The sequence below is a fragment of the Acrocarpospora phusangensis genome, assembly GCF_016862995.1.
Classification (GTDB): domain Bacteria; phylum Actinomycetota; class Actinomycetes; order Streptosporangiales; family Streptosporangiaceae; genus Acrocarpospora; species Acrocarpospora phusangensis.
Map to the genome: position 1 here is coordinate 59,114 of NZ_BOOA01000013.1, position 23,242 is coordinate 82,355.

General features: G+C 71.5%; 14 protein-coding genes. 9 read left to right on the plus strand and 5 right to left on the minus strand.

Annotated features, from left to right (window positions below; genetic code table 11):
• Positions 1–283 precede the first annotated feature (283 nt).
• Together Aph01nite_RS10455 and fxsT are read left to right on the plus strand one after the other, a co-directional pair.
• Positions 284–1,546: a TIR-like protein FxsC gene (locus Aph01nite_RS10455; RefSeq protein ID WP_204040597.1), complete on the plus strand. Its 1,263-nt coding sequence runs from the start codon at positions 284–286 to the stop codon at positions 1,544–1,546.
• On the plus strand, positions 1,536–5,441 hold the full coding sequence (gene fxsT / locus Aph01nite_RS10460) for an FxSxx-COOH system tetratricopeptide repeat protein (protein ID WP_204040598.1): 3,906 nt from the start codon (positions 1,536–1,538) through the stop codon (positions 5,439–5,441). Before Aph01nite_RS10455 ends, fxsT begins: the two co-directional genes overlap by 11 nt.
• Here the strand turns inward: fxsT and Aph01nite_RS10465 are convergent.
• The gene (locus Aph01nite_RS10465; RefSeq protein WP_204040599.1) at positions 5,410–6,315 is read right to left on the minus strand and encodes an alpha/beta fold hydrolase; all 906 of its coding nucleotides are present in this window, start codon (positions 6,313–6,315) and stop codon (positions 5,410–5,412) included. The two genes, fxsT and Aph01nite_RS10465, sit on opposite strands and share 32 nt — an antisense overlap.
• Before the next feature lie 209 nt (positions 6,316–6,524).
• Here Aph01nite_RS10465 and Aph01nite_RS10470 point away from each other — a divergent pair, with 209 nt between their 5' ends.
• The 3 genes from Aph01nite_RS10470 to Aph01nite_RS10480 all read left to right on the plus strand — a co-directional run bounded on the left by Aph01nite_RS10470 (position 6,525) and on the right by Aph01nite_RS10480 (position 8,973).
• Positions 6,525–7,388, plus strand: a complete 864-nt coding sequence (locus Aph01nite_RS10470) for a hypothetical protein (protein WP_204040600.1) — start codon at positions 6,525–6,527, stop codon at positions 7,386–7,388.
• Positions 7,389–7,460: 72 nt separating this feature from the next.
• Positions 7,461–8,303: a DUF4397 domain-containing protein gene (locus Aph01nite_RS10475; protein ID WP_204040601.1), complete on the plus strand. Its 843-nt coding sequence runs from the start codon at positions 7,461–7,463 to the stop codon at positions 8,301–8,303.
• Position 8,304: 1 nt separating this feature from the next.
• Complete coding sequence (locus Aph01nite_RS10480) at positions 8,305–8,973, plus strand: class F sortase (RefSeq protein WP_204040602.1); 669 nt, start codon at positions 8,305–8,307, stop codon at positions 8,971–8,973.
• 27 nt (positions 8,974–9,000) lie between these two features.
• Here the strand turns inward: Aph01nite_RS10480 and Aph01nite_RS10485 are convergent, their stop codons facing one another.
• The 3 genes from Aph01nite_RS10485 to Aph01nite_RS10495 all read right to left on the minus strand — a co-directional run bounded on the left by Aph01nite_RS10485 (position 9,001) and on the right by Aph01nite_RS10495 (position 12,722).
• Positions 9,001–9,438, minus strand: a complete 438-nt coding sequence (locus Aph01nite_RS10485) for a VOC family protein (RefSeq protein ID WP_204040603.1) — start codon at positions 9,436–9,438, stop codon at positions 9,001–9,003.
• A gap of 97 nt (positions 9,439–9,535) precedes the next feature.
• Positions 9,536–11,431, minus strand: a complete 1,896-nt coding sequence (locus Aph01nite_RS10490) for a WD40 repeat domain-containing serine/threonine protein kinase (protein ID WP_204040604.1) — start codon at positions 11,429–11,431, stop codon at positions 9,536–9,538.
• 52 nt (positions 11,432–11,483) lie between these two features.
• Positions 11,484–12,722, minus strand: coding sequence for an RNA-guided endonuclease InsQ/TnpB family protein (locus Aph01nite_RS10495; RefSeq protein WP_204040605.1), 1,239 nt, complete (start codon positions 12,720–12,722; stop codon positions 11,484–11,486).
• 54 nt (positions 12,723–12,776) lie between these two features.
• Here Aph01nite_RS10495 and Aph01nite_RS10500 point away from each other — a divergent pair, with 54 nt between their 5' ends.
• Together Aph01nite_RS10500 and Aph01nite_RS10505 are read left to right on the plus strand one after the other, a co-directional pair.
• On the plus strand, positions 12,777–12,953 hold the full coding sequence (locus tag Aph01nite_RS10500) for a type II toxin-antitoxin system Phd/YefM family antitoxin (RefSeq protein ID WP_204040606.1): 177 nt from the start codon (positions 12,777–12,779) through the stop codon (positions 12,951–12,953).
• Between the two features lie 381 nt (positions 12,954–13,334).
• Positions 13,335–14,159 (plus strand): DUF4253 domain-containing protein, encoded by an 825-nt coding sequence (locus Aph01nite_RS10505; RefSeq protein WP_239161560.1) that lies wholly within the window; start codon positions 13,335–13,337, stop codon positions 14,157–14,159.
• A gap of 67 nt (positions 14,160–14,226) precedes the next feature.
• On the opposite strand, the gene Aph01nite_RS10510 is transcribed toward Aph01nite_RS10505, so the two are convergent.
• The gene (locus Aph01nite_RS10510) at positions 14,227–18,516 is read right to left on the minus strand and encodes a galactose-binding domain-containing protein (RefSeq protein WP_204040607.1); all 4,290 of its coding nucleotides are present in this window, start codon (positions 18,514–18,516) and stop codon (positions 14,227–14,229) included.
• Between the two features lie 397 nt (positions 18,517–18,913).
• Here Aph01nite_RS10510 and lanL point away from each other — a divergent pair, with 397 nt between their 5' ends.
• Complete coding sequence (gene lanL / locus Aph01nite_RS10515; protein ID WP_204040608.1) at positions 18,914–21,625, plus strand: class IV lanthionine synthetase LanL; 2,712 nt, start codon at positions 18,914–18,916, stop codon at positions 21,623–21,625.
• Entirely contained in the window at positions 21,622–23,217 is a 1,596-nt protein-coding gene (locus tag Aph01nite_RS10520) for an alpha/beta hydrolase family protein (RefSeq protein ID WP_204040609.1), read from the plus strand. Before lanL ends, Aph01nite_RS10520 begins: the two co-directional genes overlap by 4 nt.
• Positions 23,218–23,242 lie beyond the last annotated feature (25 nt).

Genomic DNA, 23,242 nt, shown 5'->3' on the forward strand with positions numbered 1-23,242 from the left:
ATGCCGCCGATTTCAGGTACGGTCGGACCTGGGTGGAATACGGTGAAATCGTGCCCGGCGGAACGGAATCACGCTCGGCCGGGCGCTGATTCCGTGCGGGCCGTAAAGGGTAAGCGCGGCGTGCTCGGAAACGCGTATTCCCCGGTTGTTTCCTGTGCCCATAACGGTAGATTTCGCCACAGATTGGGTGTGACAACGGAGAAATCCCATCGAAATATTCCTCACGGGCACTCCTTCGGACTAATCTGCGTTCCTACGGTAAAGCCCGCGAGGAAGGAGGCGGATGGCACCAAACCCGACCTCACGATCGGTGGTCCAAGGCCCCTGCTTCTTTCTCAGCTACGCGCACATCCCGGGCCTCGACTCCACCCGCGGGCCCGACCCGAACAGATGGGTGGCGAGACTCTTTATCGATCTCTCCGAGATCGTCCTGAACGAGACAAAACTCAAGGCCGCACAGGCCGGATTCATGGATCGCGGCATTCAGTCCGGCGACCGATGGCCGGAGCAGCTGGCCGGCGCGCTGGCCACCTGCCGGGTTTTCATCCCGTTGTACTCGCCCCGCTACTTCGACAGCCAAGAATGCGGGAAGGAATGGACGGCTTTCGCCCAGCGGCTGGAGGCGACACCCGATCGCGGCAACCGGCTCACCGCCATCATCCCGGCTCTCTGGGCGCCGCTCCAGGATCCTGAGCATCTGCCGAAATGCGCGCAGGAAATTCAGTTCGACCACGAGATGTTCGGCCCCCGATATCGCCAGGAGGGCTTCTACGGGCTGATGAAGTCCCGGTCGATGCGCACACACTACGAGACCGCCATCAAGGCGCTGGCGCGCCGGATCATCAAGGTGGCCGAGCAGGATCTCGTGCCGCCCGGCGAGCCCGTCGACTACATGAGCCTGACCAGCGCGTTCCACGACGCGGCGGGCGAACCGCCGGCCAAGTCCAGCTCGCCCCGGATGCGGCTGACCGTGGTCGCGCCCGACCTGTCCCGGCTGCCGGATGGGCGGCTCACCGAGTCGTACGGGCAGACTCCGCAAGAATGGAATCCGTTTCCGAAACCCGGCGAGCACCGGCCGCTGGCCTCCTATGCGATGGAACTGGCGCTGCGCCACGGATATCTTCTCGAAGTCGGCTCATTCGACAATCACGTCGAACACCTCACCGGCGCGGGCGGCCCCGACGCGCCCAGCGTGCTCGTCGTGGATCCGTGGGCGGCGCGGCACGCGGAAACGCGGGAAGTGCTGCGCCGCGTTTGCGGGCAGGACCGGCGGCCGCAGCCGATCGTGCCGTGGAACCTTCAGGACGAGCAGACGGCGGCGGCGGAATCCGAGTTGCGCGCGTTGCTCCGCGAGGTCATTCCGGAACGGCCCGGTCTGCCCGTCGTCAGCCACATCTCCTCACTGGGCGCATTTCAGCGGGGGCTGCCGAGAATTTTCACCAGTGCCGCCAAGAGCTACTTGAAGTCGGCGCCCAACTATTCCCCCCGTGGCGTGCCCGGCACCCGACCGCGACTGACGAAGACGGAGGATTCCGATGGTAAGTGACCAGAATGGCAAGATCATCACCTTCTATTCGTTCAAGGGCGGAACCGGCCGCACCATGGCCCTCGCCAACACCGCGTGGATTCTGGCCAGCCACGGCCGACGTGTTCTGGTCATCGACTGGGACCTGGAATCGCCCGGTCTGCACCGCTTCTTTCACCCCTTCCTGGACGAGAGTGTGATCGCCGCCACGAAGGGGGTGGTGGACATGATCACGGACTATCAGTGGGCCACCACGTCCCCGCATGACGAGCCTGACTGGCACAGGGAGTACGCCCGGGTCACCCGGCACGCGGTCTCCCTGGAGAAATGGGACTTCCCCGGCGCGGGCACCTTGGACTTCCTCTCCGCCGGGCGTCGCAACCGCGACTATTCCTCGCTGTCCACCTTCGACCTCGACGTCTTCTATGAGCGGGGCGGCGGGCAGTTCCTGGACGCCCTGCAGGCCGACATGCGCCGCAACTACGACTACACGCTGATCGACAGCCGTACCGGGTTCAGTGATATCGCGGACATCTGCACCATCGCGTTGCCGGACGTGCTGGTCGACTGCTTCACCATGAGCGACCAGAGCATCGACGGGGCCGCCGAGGTCGCCCGGATCATCGACAAGCAGTATCCCGACCACAACATCCGCATCCTGCCGGTGCTCATGCGGGTGGACGACGGGGAGAAGAAGAAGGTCGACGCGGGGCGCATGCACGCCAGGGACCAGTTCGTCGGGTTCCCGAAGGGGCTCTCGCCGGACGGGGTGAAGAACTACTGGGCGACCATCGAGGTGCCGTACAAGCGGTTCTACGCGTTCGAGGAGACGCTGGCGACGTTCGGGGACAGCCCGGGGTCGCCGGGGTCGCTGCTGTCCGCGTACGAGCGGCTCACCTCGGCCATCACCGACGGGACCGTGGCGGCCATGCCGCCGATGGAGGAGACCGTGCGGCTGCGCTGGCTGGAGGCGTTCACCCGGCGGCAGCCCGCCCAGCATCCCGACATCCGGCTGAGCTACGCGCCGGAGGACCGCATGTGGGCGGACTGGGTGATGGCCGTGCTGGAGCAGGCCGGCTTCCGCGTCACCCCCGTCACCCGGTACGGCTCCGCCGACCGCTCCCCCGCCCAGGAGATGCCCGAGTCGGCCAGCACGGTGGTCATCCTCTCCCCGGCCTACCTGCGGGGTTCACAGCGGGACGAGTGGCCGTCCAGCGCCGACCTGCCGACCGGGACACCGCCGGACGTGGTCTCGCTGCGGGTCTCCGACGCCGTACGGCTGACCATGCCGGTGGGTGAGCGCCCGCCGGTGGACCTGGTCCGGCTCAGCTCGGAGGACGCCGTCGAGGCGGTGCTGCGCGCGGTCGGCAGGGCGGGGCACGGCCACGACACGATCGAGCTGTCCCAGCTGGGCACCCGCTACCCGGGCACCCAGCCGTCCATCTGGAGCGTCGGCGCCCGCAACGCCTCCTTCACCGGCCGCAACATCGCCCTGGAGACGCTCCGCAACCAGCTGCTGGGCAGCAGCCAGGCCGTGGTCCTCCCCCAGGCCCTGTACGGCATGGGCGGCGTCGGCAAGACCCAGGTCGCCCTGGAGTACGCGCACCGCTTCGCGGCCGACTACGACCTGGTCTGGTGGATCCCGGCCGAGCAGCCCGACCTGATCAACCCGATGCTGGCGGAGCTGGCCAGGCGGATCGGCCTGCCGGTCAGCGACAGCGTGGTGGAGGGCGCGCTGGCGGCCAGGGAGGCGCTGCGGCGGGGCGAGCCGCACGCCCGCTGGCTGCTGATCTTCGACAACGCGGGCGACCCGGAGGAGCTCAAGCCGTTCCTGCCGGGCGGCACCGGCCACGTGATCGTGACCTCCCGGATCCAGACCTGGTCGAACATCGCGGCGCCGCTGGAAGTGGACGTGTTCAGCCAGCAGGAGAGCGTGGAGCACCTGCTCCGCCGGGTGCCCCGGCTGGCCCCCGCGGACGCGCTGAGCGTGGCCGAGGAGCTCGGCTTCCTGCCGCTGGCGGTGGAGCAGGCGGCGGCCTGGCTGAGCGAGACCGGTCTTTCGGCCGCCGAATACGTGACCCAGCTGCAGAAGCAGGCTCCCAGGATCCTGGCCATGAACCGGCCGACGGACTACGAGAACTCGGTCGCGGCCACCTGGAACGTCTCGCTGGAGCAGCTGCGCAGCAGGTCGCCCGCGGCCGAGCGCATGCTCCAGCTCTGCGCGTACTTCTCCCCCGACCCGATCTCGCTGTCGCTGATCTACAGCGACGACATGATGCGGGCGCTGCTGCCGTACGACGACTCGCTGCGCGGCGAGAAGCTGGTGCTGGGGCGGGTGATCCGGGAGATCAGCCGGTTCGCGCTGGCGAAGATCGACCAGGGCAGCAAGACCATCCAGGTGCACCGCCTGGTGCAGACGGTCATCCGGGACCAGATGTCCTCCGACGACATCGAGACCATCTCCCACCAGGTCCACCACATCCTGGTGGCGGCCCGCCCGCAGACCGGCGAGGTGGACGACCCGGAGAACTGGCAGCAGTACGACCTGATCTGGCCGCACCTGCTGCCCTCCGACGCGGAGAAGTGCGTGGAGGAGGAGACCAGGCAGCTGCTCACCGAGCGGGTCCGCTACTGGTGGAAGCGCGGCGAGTACGACAGCGCCCTCCAGCTGGGCCAGCGCCTGGCCGACTACTGGGAGGAGAAGTTCGGGCAGTTGGAGCGGCAGCGGCTGCACATGCTGTTCAACATCGCCAACGTGCTCCGCTCCCAGGGCAACTTCGCGGAGGCGCGCAAGCTGGACGAGTGGGTGCTGGCCCAGCAGAGCAAGACGCTGAAGGAGAACCACCCGCACACGCTGATGACGACCGGCGGCCTGGCGGCCGACCTGCGGGCGCTCGGCGAGTTCGCCCGCGCGCTGGAGATGGACCGCAACAACCACGAGCAGTGGAAGGAGACCTACGGCGAGGACTACCCGCGCACCCTCAACTCGGCCAACAACCTGGCCGTGTCCTACCGGCTGGTGGGCGACTGGCGCAGCGCCAAGGAGCTGGACGAGGACACCCTGCAGCGCATGGGCGAGGTGTTCGGCCCGGGGCACCCGTACACGCTGAGCACGGCGCAGAACCTGGCCAGGGACATGCGCGAGGCGGGCGAGTTCGCGGCGTCGGTGGAGCTGCTCAACCGGACCCTGACGGGCTACAGCATGCTCCAGTTCGACGACTACCCGGACGCGCTGCGGGCCGCCAAGAGCATCGCGGTCTCGCTGCGGCGGGCCGGCGAGCGGCAGGAGGCGCTGAAGCGGGCCCAGGACACCCACGACCACTACCAGCGGCTGTTCCCGTTCCACCCGGAGTCCAGCGCGGCGGCGCTGGAGCTGGCCTGCTGCCTGTCGGCGGTGGACGACAAGGAGAGCGCGCGGGACCTGGCGGCGTCGGTGTTCGACGGCTACCGGGAGCGGCTGGGCGACCAGCACCCCTACACGCTGGTGGCGGCCAACAACCTGATGACCTACCGGCGGGGCACGGGCGACCTGGCGGGGGCGCTGCGGCTGGGCCAGGAGACGCTGGCGTCGATGCGGGCGCGGCTGGGCGACCAGCACCCGTTCACGCTGTCGTGCACGATCAACGTGGCCAACTGCGCGGCGGACGCCGGCGACCACGAGACCGCGGAGAAGCTGGAGCGGCAGGCGCTCACGAGCCTGCTCACCACGCTCGGCCGGGACCATCCGGACACGCTGGCGTGCCAGGCCAACTACGCCATCACGCTGCGCGCCCTCGGGCAGACCACGCAGTCGGCGCAGGTGCACAAGGAGGCGCTGGCGGCGGTCGGCGCGCGGCTCGGCGAGCACCACCCCAGCAGCCTGGCGCTGCGGGAGTGGCGCCGGGTCAACCGGGACCTCGAACCGCAGCCGATCTGACCTCGCCGCCGCCGCGGACCAGCCAGGCCAGCACCCGGGGCAGCACCTCCAGGGCGCCGAAGTGGGCCGCCCCGCGCTGGATCCACACGTCCGCGTGCGCGATCTGCTGGGCCAGCCAGTACGCGTGCCCGACCGGCGAGTACACGTCGTTCTCGCCGTGCCAGATGAGGGTGGGCGCCTGGATGGCGGACACCTCGAAGCCCCAGCCGATGGAGAAGGCCACCACGTCGTCCACCCAGCCGTCCACGGAGTCGCGCAGCCCCTCGGCGAAGTTGCGCTCCAGCATGCGGCGGATGCCGTTGTCGCCGACGACCCGCCGGTCGGACTCGGGCACCTGCTCGTAGATGCCGCGGACCTTGCTGTTCGGGTCGGCGCGGATCTCCCTGGCGGCCGCGCGGAGCCGGGGCGCGATGGCCCGGTGCCCGCCGCGCGCCTCGGTGTAGGCCATCACGTTGGCGTCGATCATGCCGGCGAACCAGTCGAGCCCGTCGGCGGTCCGCGGCGCCAGGCCGACCAGCGCCGCGGCCCTGGTCACCCGGTCGGGCAGCAGGGCCGCGCAGGCGAGCGCGTGCGGCGCGCCGCCCGACCTGCCGACGACCGCGAAGCGGCCCAGGCCGAGCGCGTCGGCGATGGTGGCCACGTCGGCGGCCACGTCGCCGACGGTCCGGTTGAGCCGCCGGGTGGACCCCCCGTAGCCGGGCCGGTCGAAGCTGATCAGCCGGATGCCCCGCATGTGCAGCGACTTCTCGCGCGGCCTGGGCTGGAACCTGCCGCCAGGGGTCCCGTGCAGCAGGAAGACGGGCCTGCCGTCCGGCTTCCCCCACACCTCGACCGCGACGTTCCGGCCGTCTGGAGTGACGATGATCCTCGTCAACAGAAGCCTCCCCACGACTCCACCCGTTAATTGAGGTTTCTCAATATTTCCCCGCGATGTCCATACCGGGAATCCGTGGGAGTTCCGGGTTCCGTACGTCGCCGACCATGCGGACGACCGAAATGAGCGGGCCGGGATGGACGGACGGGCGTGTGTTCACGAAGCTGTTCACGAGGCGGCGGTGATTTCCGAGAACGCGGGGAGGTCGGGTGCGGTTCTGGATGCCTCCGGGGCGGCTGGTCCGGGTTGCGGCGGGGTTGTCCCTGGCGGCGGCCGGCGTGCTCGTGGCGGGGGCGTTCGTGAACTCGCGGGCGGTCAGGGAGGTGGCCGCGCCGCGGGCGGAGCAGCTGCGGCGGGTGGAGGTCGCGGACCTGTCGCGGGGGAACGCGGCGCGGTGGGTGGTGGCCCAGGTGCGCGGGATCGTGGCGTGCGACCCGCCGATGTGCGCGGAGCTGACGGCGGCGGGGGTGCATCCGGGCACGCTGCTGCCGCTGCGCGGCCCCCGCGACGAGGTCCTCAACGCGGACGTGGTGGTGGTGACCCCGGCGGTGCGGGCCATGTTCGGGGCCGGGCTGGACCCGGTGCTCGCGCCGGAGGCGCTGGCCAGGGTGGCGGAGATCGAGGTGCGGCGGGTCACGCCGGAGGGGGTTCGGCGGTTCGCCCGCGAGCTGGCGCGGGACGCGGCGGACCGGCGCCGGGCCGGGCGGGAACTGCTGGGGCATCCGCGTCTGGCGGCGGCGCCGGACGCGACCCGGCAGCTGGCGGCGGGCGAGGTGGACGCGCGGCTGCTGAGCGCGCTGGCGGCGGTCGCGGCCTCGCACCGGCTGTACGTGCGGGCGTTCGGGGACGCGGGCGCGGACCCGGGGGTGCCGCTGCGCGGCGTGGAGATCAGCACGATCGACGGGGACCAGCCGTCGGAGGAGAACATCTCCGGAATTCTGCGGTTCTTCGAGGCGCAGCAATCACAATTCCATCCCATCGAGGTCAAACTGGCTCAGCCGAGTGACGCAGCGTCCACAATCCTGCGCATCCGGTATTCCGCCCCGAGCCCGACGGGCTCCCTCTCCTCCTGACCTCACGGAGCTGGCCCCCTCATGACCTCACGCATCACCCTCTTATTCGCATTTTTCGTCGCATTGGCTGGTTTGGCCGTTCCGGCGTCCGCGGCGTCCGCCGTCGGCCACGTACGGCTCGCGCATCTGTCGCCCGACACCCCGGCCGTGGACGTCTACCTCTACCCGTTCGGCGGGGACGCGCCGAAGCTCGTGCTCAAGGCGGTGCCGTACGGGGGCGTGTCGCCGTACCAGAATCTGGGGGCGGGGCAGTACACGGTGGCGATGCGGCCGGCGGGGGCCGGGGCGGGGACGCCGCCGGTGCTGTCGGCGAACGTGCGGGTGGCGGGGGGCAACGCGTACACGGTGGCGGGCCTGGGGCCGTACCAGAGCATCCGGCTGCAGGTGCTGCCGGACTCGATGGAGCTGCCGGCGGGCAAGGCGGGGCTGCGGGTGATCGCGGCGTCGCTGAAGGAGCGCACGCTGAAGGTGACGGCGGGCGGCGCGGTGTTCGAGGAGAGCCTGAAGTTCGCGGACACGCCGGACTACCGGCCGGTCGACGCCGCCGCCACCCAGAAGATCACGGTGGCCGCGGGCGAGGCGTCGGCCAGCGCGGACGTCGCGCTCGCGCCGGGCAGCACCAACACGGTCGTGGTCCTGGACGGCGAGGGCGGCCTGGACCTCCTGAGCCTGCGGGACGCGGCCGCCCCGGGCGTGACCCCGAAGGGGGCGGTCGACACGGGCCTCGGCGGCCTCGCGAGCGGAGACCAGGCCGACAGCCTCACGAGCGGGGACAAGGCCGACAGCCTCGCGAGCGGGAACCGGTCCGGCGGCCTCACGGCGAGCGGTCCCGGTCTCGCGGCGGCGGTCGCGAGCGTGCTGGCCGGGATCACGCTGACGCTGTCGGTCGTGCTGCGCCGCCGCCGCGTGCGCTGACATGCGGCGCGGCCCGGCCTGCGCCGCGCCGGCGGTGCGGCTGGCAGTGCGGCAGGCGGTGCCGCTGGTGGTGCGGCTGGGCGTGGCGCTGATGGCGGCGCTGATGGTGGTGCTCGCGGTGGCGGGGTGCGGGACGCCGCGTCCCGTCCCCGTGCCCACGCTCGCCACGCCGGTCCCCGGCTGGTCGGCGGTCCGGGGCCAGGCCGCGGTCGTCTCCCCGCCGGTACGGCACGCGGAACCGGTCGCCGTCTCCATCCCGGCGATCGGCGTCCGCAGCGCCCTGGAGCGCCTCCGCCTGGACGCGGCGGGCGTCATGGTCCCGCCGGTGGACGCCGCCGTGGCCGGCTGGTACGCGGCGGGCGTACGCCCAGGCGACCCGGGTCCGGCCGTGATCGCCGGTCACCTGGACAGCCGTACCGGGCCTGGGGTGTTCGCCCGGCTCGGCAGGCTCAAGCGCGGCGACGCCGTCCACGTGGAACTCGCGGACGGCCGCCGCGTCCGCTTCCTCGTGGACGACGTACGCGCCTACCCGAAGGCGGAGTTCCCGACCCACGCCGTCTACGGCCCCACGTTCGGCCCCCAGCTGCGGCTGATCACCTGCGGCGGCATGTTCGACCGCGGCCGGGGGCACTACCCGGACAACGTGATCGCTTTCGCCTCACCCGGATAGGCCGATCAGTCGCCGATCAGTCGCCGATCAGTCGAGGCAGAACTCGTTGCCCTCGGGGTCGGCCATCACGATGTGCCCGGCGTCGAGCGGGGGCGCGGGCTCGTGGCGCGCGAGCCGGGTGGCGCCGTGACCGGCCAGCCGCTCGGCCTCCGCCTCCAGGGCCGCCATGCGCGCGTCGCCCTGGAGCCCGGGAGCGGCCCGCACGTCCAGGTGCACCCGGTTCTTGGCCTGCTTGCCCTCCGGCACCCGCTGGAAGAACAGCCGCGGCCCCGCGCCGCCGGGGTCGAGCAGCGCCGAGGCGTCGTTGCGCCGCTCGGGCGGCACACCCATGGCGTCGAGGGCCTGATCCCACGACTCGAAGCCCGGCGGCGGATCCTGCAGCCGGTAGCCGAGCGCCTCGGCCCAGAACGCGGACAGCTTGGCCGGGTCGGCGCAGTCGAAGGTGATCTGAACGTCACGAGTCATCTCAGCTCGCCTCCCGCGGAATATCGGTCTGGTCGGTCATGGGCCCAGCCTCTCCCCTGTAGCGGTCAGGATCGGTCCTGTTCCGTACGGCGACGCGTCACAACCGCCACGTGCGCACAGTCCCGTCCCGGCTGCCGGCCACCACCAGCGGCAGCCCGTCCACCTCGGTGACGGCCACCGAGGTCACCCAGCCGTCCGGACCGGTCAGCGGCCCGCCGACCGGGCGGCCCGAGGTCAGGTCCCAGACCCGGACCGTCCCGTCCCAGCTGCCCGTGACCGCCACGGGCCGCCCGTCCAGCACGGTCGTGACGACGGCGCTGATCCGGTCCGTGTGCCCCGCGTACGCCTTCCCTAACTGGGCCCCCGTTTCGAGGTCGAGCACCCGCAGCGTGTTGTCCTGGGCCCCGGACACCACCACCGGACGCCCGGCCGCGTACGCGAGCGCCAGCCGGGTCCCGGGAGCCGGGAACGGGCGGCCCACCGGCTCCCCCGTGGCCGCGTCCCAGCGGTGCACGGTGCCGTCCAGGGCGGCCGCGACGATCTCCTGCCGGCCGCCGAGCACGGCCGTGGCGACGTCGGACGCGCCGCCGCCGAGCGCCAGCAGCGCCTTGCCGCCGGCCAGGTCGGTCACGTGCACGGCGCGATGCCCGGCGGCGACCAGGACGGGGCGGCCGTCCACGCGGGCGGTGGCCAGGGCGACCACGTCGCCGCTCGCCCCGCCGTACGCCAGCTCGCTGCCGGTGGCCAGGTCGGAGAGCCAGACGCCCTTGCCGTACCCGCCGCAGACGAGGACCTGGCGGCCGGCCAGGTCGCCGAGGGCGAGCGAGGAGATGGCCAGCGCGTCCACGCGGCGGGCGGGGCCGACCGCCGCGCCGGTGCGCACGTCGGAGACCAGGACGGTGCCGTCCCTGCCCGCGGAGACGACCACCGGGCGGTCCCCGAGGGTGGCGGGGACGAGCGAGAGGACCTCGCCGGTGTGGCCCGCGAACGGCGTGCCCAGCGGCTCGCCGAAGCCGGGGCCCGCGGTGGCCAGGCTCATCGGAGCGGCCACGGCCGGGACGGGAGCCGGTGCGCGCGGCCAGAGCGGGACGGCGACCGCCACCCCGGCCGCGGCCAGGGCGACCGCGGCGAGCGTGCCGAGCGCCCAGCGGGGCACGGGCCCGGCCCGCGGCGGCTCGGCCTCGTCCGCCAGGTGCACGAGCGTCATCAGCAGCTGGGCGGCGCTGGGCCGGGCGGCGGGGTCCTTGGCCAGGCAGTCGCTCAGCACGCCGCGCAGCCGTACGGGCACCCCGGTCAGGTCGGGTTCGCGGCGCATGATGCGGTTCATCACGGCCGGGATGGAGTCGTCGCCGAAGGCGGGCCGGCCGGTGGCGGCGAAGCTGATGGTGACCGCCCAGCTGAAGACGTCCGTGGACGGCCCGGGGCGGCGGCCGGCGAGCTGCTCCGGCGACATGTACGCGGGGCTGCCCTGCACCCGGCCCGCCTCGGTCCCGGCCGCGTCCACGAGCTGCGCGATGCCGAAGTCGATGACCCGGGGGCCGTCCGCGCCGAGCAGGACGTTGGCGGGCTTGAAGTCGCGGTGCACGATCCCGGCGCGGTGCACGGCGGCCAGCGCGGCGGCGGTGCCGACCGCCAGCCGGTCCAGCGCGCCCGCGTCGCGCGGGCCCTCCCGGCGCACGAGCGCGTCCAGGGACTCCCCCGCCACGTACTCGCTCACGATGTACGGCCGGTCGTGGGTGACGTCCGCGTCGATCACCCGGGCGGTGCAGAACTCGGCCACCCGCCGGGCCGCGGCCACCTCGTTGAAGAAACGGCGTTCCGCGTCGGCGCGGCCGAGGAAACGCGCGTGCAGGACTTTCACCGCGACCGGGTCGCCGGCGGCCGTCTCGCCGTGGAAGACCGTGCCCTGGCCGCCTTCCCCGATGACCCCGGTGAGCCGGTATCCGCCCAGCTGTTCGGGGTCGCCCGGCCGCAGCGGGCGGGGCAGCGGCATGGGGACCTCCACGTGCGGCGACGAGACGACGATAGTTGACTTCCTCCCGGCCCTAAAGGAGCGGGATTCCCCGTGCCGCTGACGCGGCATGCCGCCGCGCTCGTGGCCGGGGTGGTTGACGCTTCACAGACCGCCCAACGGCGAGGTCTCCACGTCCTGAGACCGCTAGCCCGGCGGCCTTGATGTTCTTGGCGGCGTTCACGTCGGCATGCTCGGCATGGCCGCAGGAGGCGCAGGCGAACCACGCTTGGCTCTCACGCGATACCGCATCCACCATCCTGCATGCCGAGCACGTCTGAGACGTGTACATTGCCGGGACCTTGATGAGCGCGCTGCCCTTGTGCCGCGCGGCGCTGCGTGCCGCGAGTTCCAGCCCGTGCCAGCCCTTGTCCAAAATGGCCCGGTTCAGACCTCGTTTTTGGGCGACTTTCGCGCCGGGCTGTTGGTTGGTTCCCTTCGCGCTCGCGGTCATGTTCCGGGTGGAGAGGTCCTCCAGGACGATCGTGCCGTACCGGCTGGTAAGGGCGTGAGCTGTCTGGGCGTTGAAATCAGCACGTCGGTGCCGGACCCGCCGCATCACTGTCCCCAGCTCGGCTATGACCGCCCTGCGCCGGTTGGAGCCCTTCGGGGCGCGGGCGAGCCGCCGCTGTAGACGCCGGTACCGCTCCGCCTCACCGGCGGTGATGAACTCCCGGTCGAAGAACTCGCCGTCGGAGGTGACCGCGGCGCTGGCCACGCCCCGGTCCACCCCGACCGAACAGTCCGGCCGGGCGTGAGTTCGCGGGGTGGTCGTTCCGTCCTCAACGAGGAAACTGATGTACCAATGCCGTCCATCGCGGGTGATCGTCGCGCTGCGCGGCATGCCACCGAGCGGACGTGACCAGCGGAACCGCACCCATCCGAGTTTCGGCAGCTTGACCCGGCCCCACGTGCGGGCCAGGCGTTCCACGAGGATCTGCTTGGCGTCGGGAAACCGGAACGACGGCGACCATCCGTGGCCTGATCGCCACCGGACCTTCCACGCGCCGTGCGTCCTGCATGCCTGATCCAGGTCCTTGAGGGTCTGTTGCAGACAATGCGACGGGGCTTCCGCCAGCCAGCCGAAATCGGCTTTGGCGTCGGCGAGTTGCCTGCACTGCTCGGCGTAGCCGATGAACGCGCCTCGTCTGCGGTAAGCGCGGCGTTGCTCTAGGGCGGTGTTCCACACCGACCGGCAGATGCCGCCGATCTGCTCGGCGAACTCAGCCTGTTCGGGTGTGAACTCGGCCCGGTAGCGGCGGCCTGCCAGCATGGAACACCTCCTCGGCATGAAGCCTCTTGATCTCCAATGGTACCATGGCGAATCATGATTGAGCGTATAAGTGTTCGAGAACTCCGAGATCATCTCGGTCGTTGCGTCGAGGCCGCACGCACCGATGGTCTGCACACCATCGTGCACAAATACGGGGAGGTCCACGCCGTCCTGGTGCCGTACACCTGGTGGGCCGAACACCGTCCAGGTCAGGACACGCTCGCGCCCTAGCTGGCACTCCCGCGCCAGGTGAGACACGCGGGTGCCACGGATAGGAGCGTCGGCCCACAGGCATCGCGCAGGTGCACTGGTCGCCTATCGGGCAGGGGCGCAGTCGCGGGCGTCAAAGTGGAGCCGGGGTGATCGGGATTCCGCGCGCGCGACCCGTTCGGTTGCCTCGGGCACCGAACGGGCAGGCTGGGGCGCAGAAACATGGCAGATCTTTCTCCATCTTCTCCGCGGCCCGGGTAATCCCAGACTGCGTTGGCAATCAACGATCATCAACCCAATCGGGCAACAAAGTCCTGAAGGACGGGGCTTACGCCCGACGGCCTCGGTCAAACGACCTGTTCCGGAAACCGCAGGAAGAACGCGTGAACTATTCTCTTCGCCGTGCCGGTTAGGAAAGGGCAGCTGCCGCCCGAGATACGCGAGCTCTTCGCCGACCACGGCGAAGGGCGGACGCTGGGCGTGGAGCTGCCGGAGGGCGCGGCCGTCTGGCCCGATCCCAACTTCGAGCGGCGGCGGCAGCACCGGCGACCGGCGTTCTGGCTGAGCGACGACCCCGTGCCGGGCGAGCTGTGGGCGCGGCTGCGCGCCGAGCATCCGGAGTCGGGGCTGTGGCCGCTGCTGCTGGAGGAGTCGGTGCAGCCCTGGTCGATCGGGCAGATCGCGCCGGACACGGCCGCCGAGATCGACAACTTCCGGGCCGGCGACTTCATGGACGAGGTCTGGGCCGACTGGGTGGAGCAGGCCGACAAGGACCAGATCGGCAACCTGGAGCCGTTCGGCCCGGTCTCCCCCGGCCTGGCCGAGCCGGGCACGCTGGTGGCAGAGCCGGGCGTGGTGGCCGACTGGTACGCCGGGGTGCTGTCCCGCAACGGCACGCCGCTCGGCCTGGTGGCCGCCGACCGGGGCGCGGACGCGCTGGCGGTGATGGGCTGGCAGGGCGCCATCAACCACAACGAGTGGACGGTGCCGCTGGCGGCGGTGCTGCGCAGCTGGGAGGAGCGCTTCGGGGTGCGGGTGGTCGGGGCCGGCTTCAACACCCTGGAGCTGAGCGTGGCCGCGCCGCCCACGGCCGGCCTGCACGCGCTGCACGTGGCGGCCGAGCACTGGACGTTCTGCCCGGACAGCATCATCCAGGGGCCGGGCACGCTGGAGGACTACGCGGAGCAGATCCGGGGCAAGCACGCGTGGTCGTTCTGGTGGGACTGACCGGTGGAAGACACGGCGGCGCCGCCGGAGCCCGGAGCTCCGGCGGCGCCGCTCTTCCCGGGGAGGGTCAGTTGATGTTGAGGGTGAACGTCGAGGTCGTGTTCTTGATGTTCTGGAAGTTGTTGCTCATCACCAGGTTGTTGAAGGTGGCCGAGCCGACCGCCGGGCCCTGACCGGACTCGGGCATCTCGTTGACCCAGATGCCGAACCCGGACTTGGCGTCGAAGGCGTCGCCGCTCTTCTGCGCCCCGGAGATCCTGATGTTGGTGAAGATGGTGTCGGTGTGCGGGAACTCCGCCGCGCCGTTGTACTTCGTCTGGAACATGATCCCGCTGTAGGTCGGGTCCACGATGTCGACATCGCTGATCCGGATGCCGCGGAACTCCTTGGAGGCCGAGAACATCCAGATGCCGGGGAAGGTCTGCGCGCCCCAGAAGTGGCCGCCGGACCGGATGATCGAGACGTTCTCGATCCGCGTCGGCGTGGTGCCGAAGCCCCGGAACGGGTAGCCGAAGTCGAGCGAGCTGACCGTGATGCCGGAGTAGGTCAGCGTGTCGGCGATGTAGATGTTCCTGAAGGTGTTGTCGAAGCCGCCGTAGATGGCCAGGCCGGCCGCACGCCACGGGGTGGTCACCGAGAGGTTCTCGAAGAGGTTGCCCGTGTTGTCGCCCTGCACGATGTCGACCGCGTTGAACAGGGCGAAGGCGTCGTCACCCGTGGAGCGGGCGTCGATGTTCCTGACCGTGTTGTTACGGCTGTTGTTCGTGAAGTTGAGGCCGTCGGCGTACATGTTGCGGATGCGGCTGTTGGACAGGGTGATGTTGCTGATGTTCGTGCCCCAGACCATGACCATCTGGTGCTCGATCCACATGTTGTCGATCGTGATGTTGCTGACGCCGGTCAGGTTCCAGACCTTGCCGGGGCCGTCCTCGCGGAAGGTGTAGTTGCCGAACGCCGCGAAGCCGGAGAAGGCGGAGCCGTTGGCGGAGGACTGCACGTCGAAGCCGATGTTGCTGTTCTCCTGGGCGGTCGGCGAGTAGAACCGGGTGTACCAGGGTCCCGCGCCGACGACCTTGACGGCCTTGCCGTACACGTTGAGCTTGCCGGAGATCTGGTAGTCGCCGGCGGGCAGGTAGACGCCCTCCCAGCCGGTCTCCATGCGCGCCTTGTCGAGGGCGGCCTGGACGGCCTGCTGGGTGAAGCCGGTCGGCACGGTGTACTTGGCCGGGTCGGGGTTGGCGTTGGGCGCGACCTGCTCGGTGTTGATGAAGTCGATCGCGTACGTGGTGTCGTTGCCGGGGTCCTTCTGCAGGCGGATCTTCGTGCCGGGCGGGTACGACTGGTTCAGGAAGATGTTGGCCTCGTCGTAGATGTGGCGCGGGCCGCCGGAGCCGGGCGAGTTGTTGGGGCTCGCCTCGTTGCCGTACTGCCAGATGTACTTGGAGGTCAGGTTGATCGCCTTGTGGAAGGTGCCGTTGACGTAGACGTTGAGTTCCTCGCTGATGCCGCCGCCGCCCGCGGAGTCGGGGATGGAGAAGCGGGTGACCAGGGTGTTGGTGGCCGCGCGGGTGGTGAACTCGACGAAGGCGCCGTTGGTGTTGAGGGTGACGGCGCGGCGTCCGCTGGCCTCGCCGCCGAGGTCGCCGATGGTGCGGTTCGGGCCGACGAGGCCGGCGCCGCCACCGCGTACGGCGTCCTCCGCCTCCAGGTGGTCGTACGGCATGTTCGCGCCGCGGCCCACGAAGAGGCTGCTGTCGGTGGTGTTGTTGGCCTGCTTGACCGGCAGTTCGTTGCCGTCGTTGGCGAGCACGACCCGGACGGTGTAGCGGCCGTTGGCGGCCGTCCAGGTGCCGAGGGCGACCGGGGCGGTGGTGGCGCCGGCGTTGATGACGCCGGTGTGCGAGCCGGTCAGGGTGCGCACCACGGTGCCCTGGTCGTTGAGGACGGTCAGGGTGATGCCGTGGGCGCCGCCGGCCGAGGCCACCGTGCCCTGGTTCCTGATGCCGACGCTGAAGTTGACGGTCTGGCCGCCCGACGGGTTGCTCGGGGTCCAGGCCACCGGCGAGGCCACCAGGTCGGAGCTGTCGACCGGGCGTACGGTCAGTGCCGCCGGGTTGACGTAGGCGTTGTTGCCGTCGTTCTGCTCGATGATCGTGTTGGACTCGTCCACCTTGGCGTTCACCGAGTAGCTCGCGGCGTCGCGCGGGCCGATGTTCGACGTGACGGTCGTCTGCGCGCCCGCGGCCAGCGCCGGCACGTTCACCGTGGCCACCCGGGTGGTGTCCAGGTAGAGGTTGACGGTGGTGGCCGGGGCGTTCGCGGTGCCGTTGTTGCGGACCACGGCCGACAGCGTGATGGCGTCGGTCTCGACCGGTGAGGCGGGCGACCAGGTGGCCGAGGTGACGACCAGGTCGGGGTTGGGGGCCGGGGTGCCGAACACCTGGAACTCGGCGACCTGGCCGCCGGGCGCGCCGGTGTTGCTGTTGACGCGCAGCTGCACGTCCGCGGTGGTCGCGGTGACCGGGATGGTGACGGTGTTCTGCGAGGCGGGGTTGAACGTGTAGTTGGCCGCGGCAACCAGGCTGGTATAGCCGGTCGCGCTCTGCTCCCGCCCCAGGACCTGGATGTTCTGGGTACGGGTGCCCCACGCGCTGGACGGGTTGAGCTTCACGACCACCGAGGTGACGTTGGCGTTGGCGCCCAGCTTGACGGTGAGCGTGCCCGGCCAGGCGCCGGACGCGCCCTCCCAGTAGGTGTCCAGGCTGCCGTCGTTGGCGTTGGCCGCGACGAAGGTGTGCACGTGGCCGGACTCGACCATCTCCTTGCCGGTGGCCAGGTTGCTGCCCGGCGGCGTGGAGCCCTGCCGGGTCACCGAGTTGGACTCGCCGGAGACGTTGCCGGCGGCGTCCTTGGCCCGGACGTGGTAGGTCACGGTCGCGGTGGCGGGCTGGTTGTCGGTGTAGGTGAGCACGTTGCCGGCGACCGTGGCCGCGACGGAGCCGTTGCGGTAGACGTCGTAACCGGTGACGGCGACGTTGTCGGTGGAGGCGCTCCACGTCAGCCGGATCTGGCCGGAAGCGGGCTCGGTGTAGGCGAGGTTGCCGGGCGCGGTGGGCGCCTGGGTGTCGCCCTGCTGCTGGCCCTGGCGGGTGACCGAGTTGCTGTTGGCCGACTGGTTCCCGGCGGCGTCCTTGGCGCGCACGAAGTAGGTGACCGTGGCGCTGACCGGCTGGGTGTCGGCGAAGGAGGTGACGTTGCCGACGCTCGCGCGGAGGGTGTTGTTGGCGTAGATGTCGTAGCCCGTCACGCCGACGTTGTCCGTCGAGGCGTTCCAGGTGAGCTGGATCTGGCCGGGGGTGGGCTCGGTGAAGGCCAGGTTGCCGGGCGCGGTGGGCGCCTGGGTGTCGCCGGTGCTCGGGCCGTACACCTCGAACTCGGAGATCTGGCCGGCGGGCCAGCCGGTGTTGGCGGTGATGTTCAGCCGCACGTACCGGGTGGTGGTGGTGCCGAAGTTGATGGTGACCGTGTTGCCGTTGGCCGGGTTGAACACGTATCCGGCGGAGGCGACGATGTCGCTGAAGGTGGAGCCGTTCGTGCTGCCCTGGACGGCCAGCGTCTGGGTGCGGGTGGGCCAGCCGGAGGCCGGCAGCTTGAGCACGACGCGGTTGACCGCGACGGACGCGCCCAGGTCGACCTGGAGCCACTCGGGGAAGACGTTGTTGTTGCTCTCCCAGTAGGTGGCCTGGTTGAGGTCGTTGGCGTTGCTCGCCACGTACGTCTGGGAGACGCTGCTGCCCGTCATGGTCTTGCCCTGGGCGAGGTTGGCGGAGCCGCCGGTGCTGGTGCCGTACACCTCGAGCTCGGAGAGCTGCCCGGCGGGCCAGCCGTTGTTGGCCGTGATGTTGACGCGCACGTACCGGGTGCTGGTGGCCGCGAAGTTGATGGTCACGGTGTTGTTCGTGGCCGGATTGAAGGTGTAACCGGCCGAGCCGACGATGGTGGCGAAGCCGGTGCCGTCGTTGCTGCCCTGGACGGACAGGGTCACGGTCCTGGTCTGCCAGGCGGGGTCGGCGGGGAGCTTCAGCACGACCTGGTCGATGCTGGTGGCGGCGCCCAGGTCCACCCTGGCCCACTGCGGGAAGCTGTTGTTGGCGCTCTCCCAGTACGTGGCCTGGTTGCCGTCGTTGATGAGGTTCGCGGTGTGCCCGCCGGTGGTGGTGCTGGCCGAGGCGGTCTTGCCGAGGCTGAGGTTGGGCCCGCCCGTGGCGGCGGCCGGGACGACCGACCCCATGAGGACGAGCGCGCCGGCCGCGAGGGCGGCGGCGGCCATGCGTAACGGTCCGTGCGTCTTTCTCATCGCGTTCTTCTATCTCTCGTCAGGAACGACAGGGCTGGGCCGGTGCAGCGCGTTGCCGTCACCGGACGCGGATGGGGGGCAGGTGCACGGACGCAGTGCATCCCTGAAGTTGCGAGGAACAGCGAGAAATTGAACAGCACTTTGCAAGATTCTTGCGCAGCGCTGGCCAAAGGTTACATAGGGGATACGTGCTCGTCAACGGGTCGAAACGCGGGTGTTCCCTGCGCATGACAGATCTTCTTCTCGCCCTGTGAGACCACCTGTCCGACCGGCGGTGGATCTCCGCTGGTCACGGACCGGAGCCAGTCCGTCCCCAGTCGTGTCCAAGTGATCCGCAAGATCCGGCGGCCAGTGTCCTTCCTGCGTCCGGGGGGCCGGACGGGACAAGGGGATATCGATGAGTGGGCACCCGGGCGGATACTGGGCCGAGAACGATCTGCTGGTCGATCACGTACGGGCCGCGGTCGCCCGTACCGGCGAGGACTGGCACGTCAACCCGGGTAAGGCGTGGTGCTACGTGGCGCCGCACGGCCACCGGGACCGGCCGCAGGGCTGGAAGCTGCACGTGTCGGCGACGCCGCTGTCGGCGCCCATCGTGGTCGCCCGCGCCGCCTCGGTGCTGATCGCCCGCCGGGCCTCCTTCAAGTTCGCCACCACCATCGACCGGGTGGAGGAGCTGGTGGGCGCCCAGCACGACCGGGGCGGCTCCGGCAAGGTGATCACTGTCTATCCGGAGAACGACGAACGTTTCACCGTCCTGGCCGAGGAGCTGGACCGGATCACGCGGGGGCTGGCGGGGCCGCGCATCCTGTCGGACAAGCCGTACCGGCCGGGCAGCCTGGTGCACTACCGGTTCGGCGTCATCGCCGGGACGCGCATGCTGGACAACGACGGCACCGACGCGTCCCTGTTCACCCGGCCGGACGGCACCTTCGCGCTGGACCGGCGCATGCCCTGGTTCGCCACGCCCGAGTGGGCGCCGCCGTGCCCGATCCCCGACGAGCCCAGGCCGGCCGCCACCGAGGGGCCGGCCAAGCCGGTGCTGCTCGGCGGCCGGTTCGCGGTGCACGAGGCGATCGTGCAGGCCAACAAGGGCGGCGTGTACGTCGGCGCCGACCGGGAGACCGGCGCCGAGGTCGTGATCAAGCAGGCCCGGCGGCACACCGACGGCTCCCGGTTCGGCCGCGACGCCCAGGACCGGCTCCGCCACGAGGCCGACATGCTGGACGAGCTGGCCCCGCTCGGCTTCACCCCCCGCAAGATCGCCCTCTTCGAGCAGCAGGGCGACCTGTTCCTGGCCGAGGACAAGATCGACGGGCAGCGGCTGCGCGACTGGGCGCACGACCGCGTCCGCAGGTCCGACGACGACCTCGGCGCGCCGCTGCCGGACGTGCTGGCGCTCACCCGGCGGCTGATCGCCCTGGTCGCCGCCGTGCACGAGCGCGGCGTGGTGCTGCGCGACCTGACCCCGAGCAACGTCATGGTCGCCCCCGACGGCACGCTCCGCCTGATCGACCTGGAGCTCGCGGCCCGCCCCGGCGACGTCGTCGAGGCCGCCGCCACCCCCGGGTACGGCACGCCCGAGGCGTTCTCCGGCCCGCGCGTCACCGAGGCCCCCGGCTTCGACGCCGACTGCTTCGCCCTCGGGGCCACGGTCTTCCACCTGGCCACCGGCCTGGACCCGGTCTCCCCCAGCACCGGCGGCGCGGACACGGCCTCCCCCGAGCGCATGCGGGAGTTCGTGGAACGCGCGGCGGTGCGGCATCTGGCCCTGCGCCGGGTCGGCCCGCTCATCCTGGGCCTGCTCGGCGTGGACGGCGAACGCTGGACGCCGGCGCGGGCCGCCGAGTACCTGGACGGCGAACTGCCCGCCCTGGCCGTACGGGCCGGGACGGACGAGATCACCGAGGACGAGCACGAGCGCCTGCTGACCGGCGGCCTCGGCTTCATCCTCGCCACGATGGATCTGGAGAGCCGCGACTTCCTCTGGCCGGCTTTCGGCTTCGCCGCCGAGTCCGACCCGTGCAACGTGCAGACCGGCGCGGCCGGCGTGCTCGCGGTGCTCACCCGGGCGGCCGGGCTCCGGCCCGAGGAGCGGCTGCGCCAGGCCGTCGCGGACGTGTCCGGCTGGATCGAGCGGAAGATCGCCGCCGAGCCGCGGGTGCTGCCCGGCCTCTACTTCGGCCGCTCCGGCACCGCGTGGGCGCTGCACGACGCCGCCCGGCTGCTCGGCGACGGGCGCATGGCGCACCGGGCGGAGAGCCTCGCCCTGAACGCGCCGGTCGACTGGCCCAACCCGGACATCTGCCACGGCATGGCGGGCGCTGGCCTCACCCAGCTTCACTTCCTGCGCGCCACCGGCGACGAGCGTTTCGCCGTACGGCTCCGCCGGGCCGCCGACAACCTGCTCGCGGCCGTGGAGCCCACGCCGGAGGGCGTGATGTGGGAGGTGCCCAAGGACTTCGCCTCGCAGCTCGCCGGAATCCGGCACTACGGATTCGCGCACGGAGTCGCCGGGATCGGCGCGTTCCTGCTGGCCGCCTTCCAGGAGACCGGCGACGAACGCTACCTGGACATGGCCCAGCAGGCCGGGCGCACCCTCGTCAAGGTGGCCGACCAGGACGGCGGGCAGGCCTGGTGGCCCTCCGACGAGCGGGAGATCCGCACCCGCAAGGCCGACGGCGCGCCGTCGGAGGCGGTCTACTGGTGCAACGGCTCCTCCGGGGTCGGCACGTTCCTCATCCGGCTCTGGCGGCAGACCGGCGACCCGGAGGCGCGCGAACTGGCCGAGCAGGCGGCGGTCGCGTCCTGGCGAACGCCCTGGTACACCTCCCCCGCGGCCTGCCACGGCACGGCAGGGAACGCCGAGTTCCTGCTGGACATGGCCGACGCGCTGGGCGAGGACCGGTACCGGCGGATGGCCGCCGAGATGAGCGGCGCCGTCTTCGCCAGGCACGCCACGCGCGACGGCCACCTGGTGGTGGGCGACGACTCCTTCCACGAGGTCACCGCCTCCTATCACACCGGCCTGGGCGGGGTCGTGGCGCTGCTGCTGCGGCTGCGCCACGGCGGCCCGCGCCCGTTCATGGCGGAAGGGCACGACCGGTGAGAGTCAGCTTCCGCTTCTCCGCGTGCGGGCGTTACGCGGCCTGCCTGTCGGCCGGCGAAGACGGCGGCCTCCAGCCCGAGGTGTGGGACTTCACCCGGAACGGCGTACGGCTGCTGCCGGGAACCGCCGACGCGGGCACCCAGGTTCTGCCGCTGGACGGCGACCGGATTCTGCTCTGCCGTAATGAAAACGGCCGGTACGAGATCACCGAGCTCACCGAGGCGGGCGAACGCGTGGTCGCGGCCGGGACGGGCCTGGTCGTGCACCTGAACGCCGGGAGCCACACCTCGGGGGTGCTCGCGGTGGGCGCCGCGCCGGACGGCTCCGGCGGCCGGATCTTCCGGGTCGGGACCGGCCTGGAGCCGCTGGCCGCGCTGCCGCCGGGCGTGCAGGGCGCGGGTGTGCCGCTGGGTCCCGGGCTGCTGGGGTTCACGCGGCTGGGGCCGTACACGGCGGGGCCGGTCATGGTGGATCTGGTGCGGGACGCCTGGACGCAGGTCCCCGGCGCGGGACCGGGCGCGCAGCTGCTCGCGGGCTCGCCGCGGTCGGGCCTGATGCTGCTGGCCGAGCCGCGGCCGGACGGGTACGAGGTGCGGTGGAACCACGCCGACGGCCGGGCCGAGCCCCGGCGCGTGACCGGGATCGACGGGGTGCTGACCCCGCTGGCCGCGCACGGGGACGGGCGGCGGTTCGCGCTGCGCCTGGACCGGGGCAGCCGCTCGCGCCTGGCCGTGCTCACCCCGGAGACGGGCGAGCTGACCGAACCGGCCGTCCCGGACGGCGTGCTGCACGCCTCGGCCGGCTGGCAGGGCGACACCCTGCGGGTGCCGTTCACCTCCCCGGGCGCGCCCGGTTCCGTGCTCAGCGTCACGCCGGACGGGTTCCGGCTGGATCCGCCGGCGCGGGCCGTACGGGCCAGGGTCGAGGTGGTGGCGGGCACGGAGGCCGTCACGTACGGCGACTGGCGCGCCGCGGACCGGGTGGTGATCGCCCTGCACGGCGGCCCGCAGGACGCCTGGCGGTACGCCTACGACCGCGTGTTCGCCGCGATCGCGGAGACCGGGGTGGCGGTGGTCGCGCCCAACCAGCGCGGCAGCTCCGGCTACGGCGCCGCCCACCGGGACGCCCTGGTCGGCGCGTGGGGCGGCCCCGACCTCGACGACGTGCTCGCCGTCGCCGCGGCCGTCGGCGGCCGGCCCCGCCTGTACGGCGTGAGCTACGGCGCCTACCTGGCCCTGCTCGCCTACGCCCGCCGGCCGGAAAGCTGGTCCCGCTGCGCGGTGGTCGCGCCCTTCCTGTCCCCCGCCGGCCTGTACGCGCACGCCGACCCCTCGGTGCGCCGCCTGATCGACCGGCTGGACGGCCACTCCGGGCCCGACGTGGCCCCGCTGGCCGAACGGCTGAGACCCCCGCTGATGGTGATCCACGGAGCCGACGACCCGGTCATCCCGGTCGCGCACGCGCGCCGGCTCCGCACGCTGATCCCGGCGGCCATCGACTACCTGGAGATCCCCGGCGCCGGCCACTCCCCGCTCAGCGAGGCGGGCGGCGCGGAGCTGACCGGCAGGCTCGCCGAGTTCCTGGCGGCCTGACCCCACGACGGGCGGGCGCGCGATC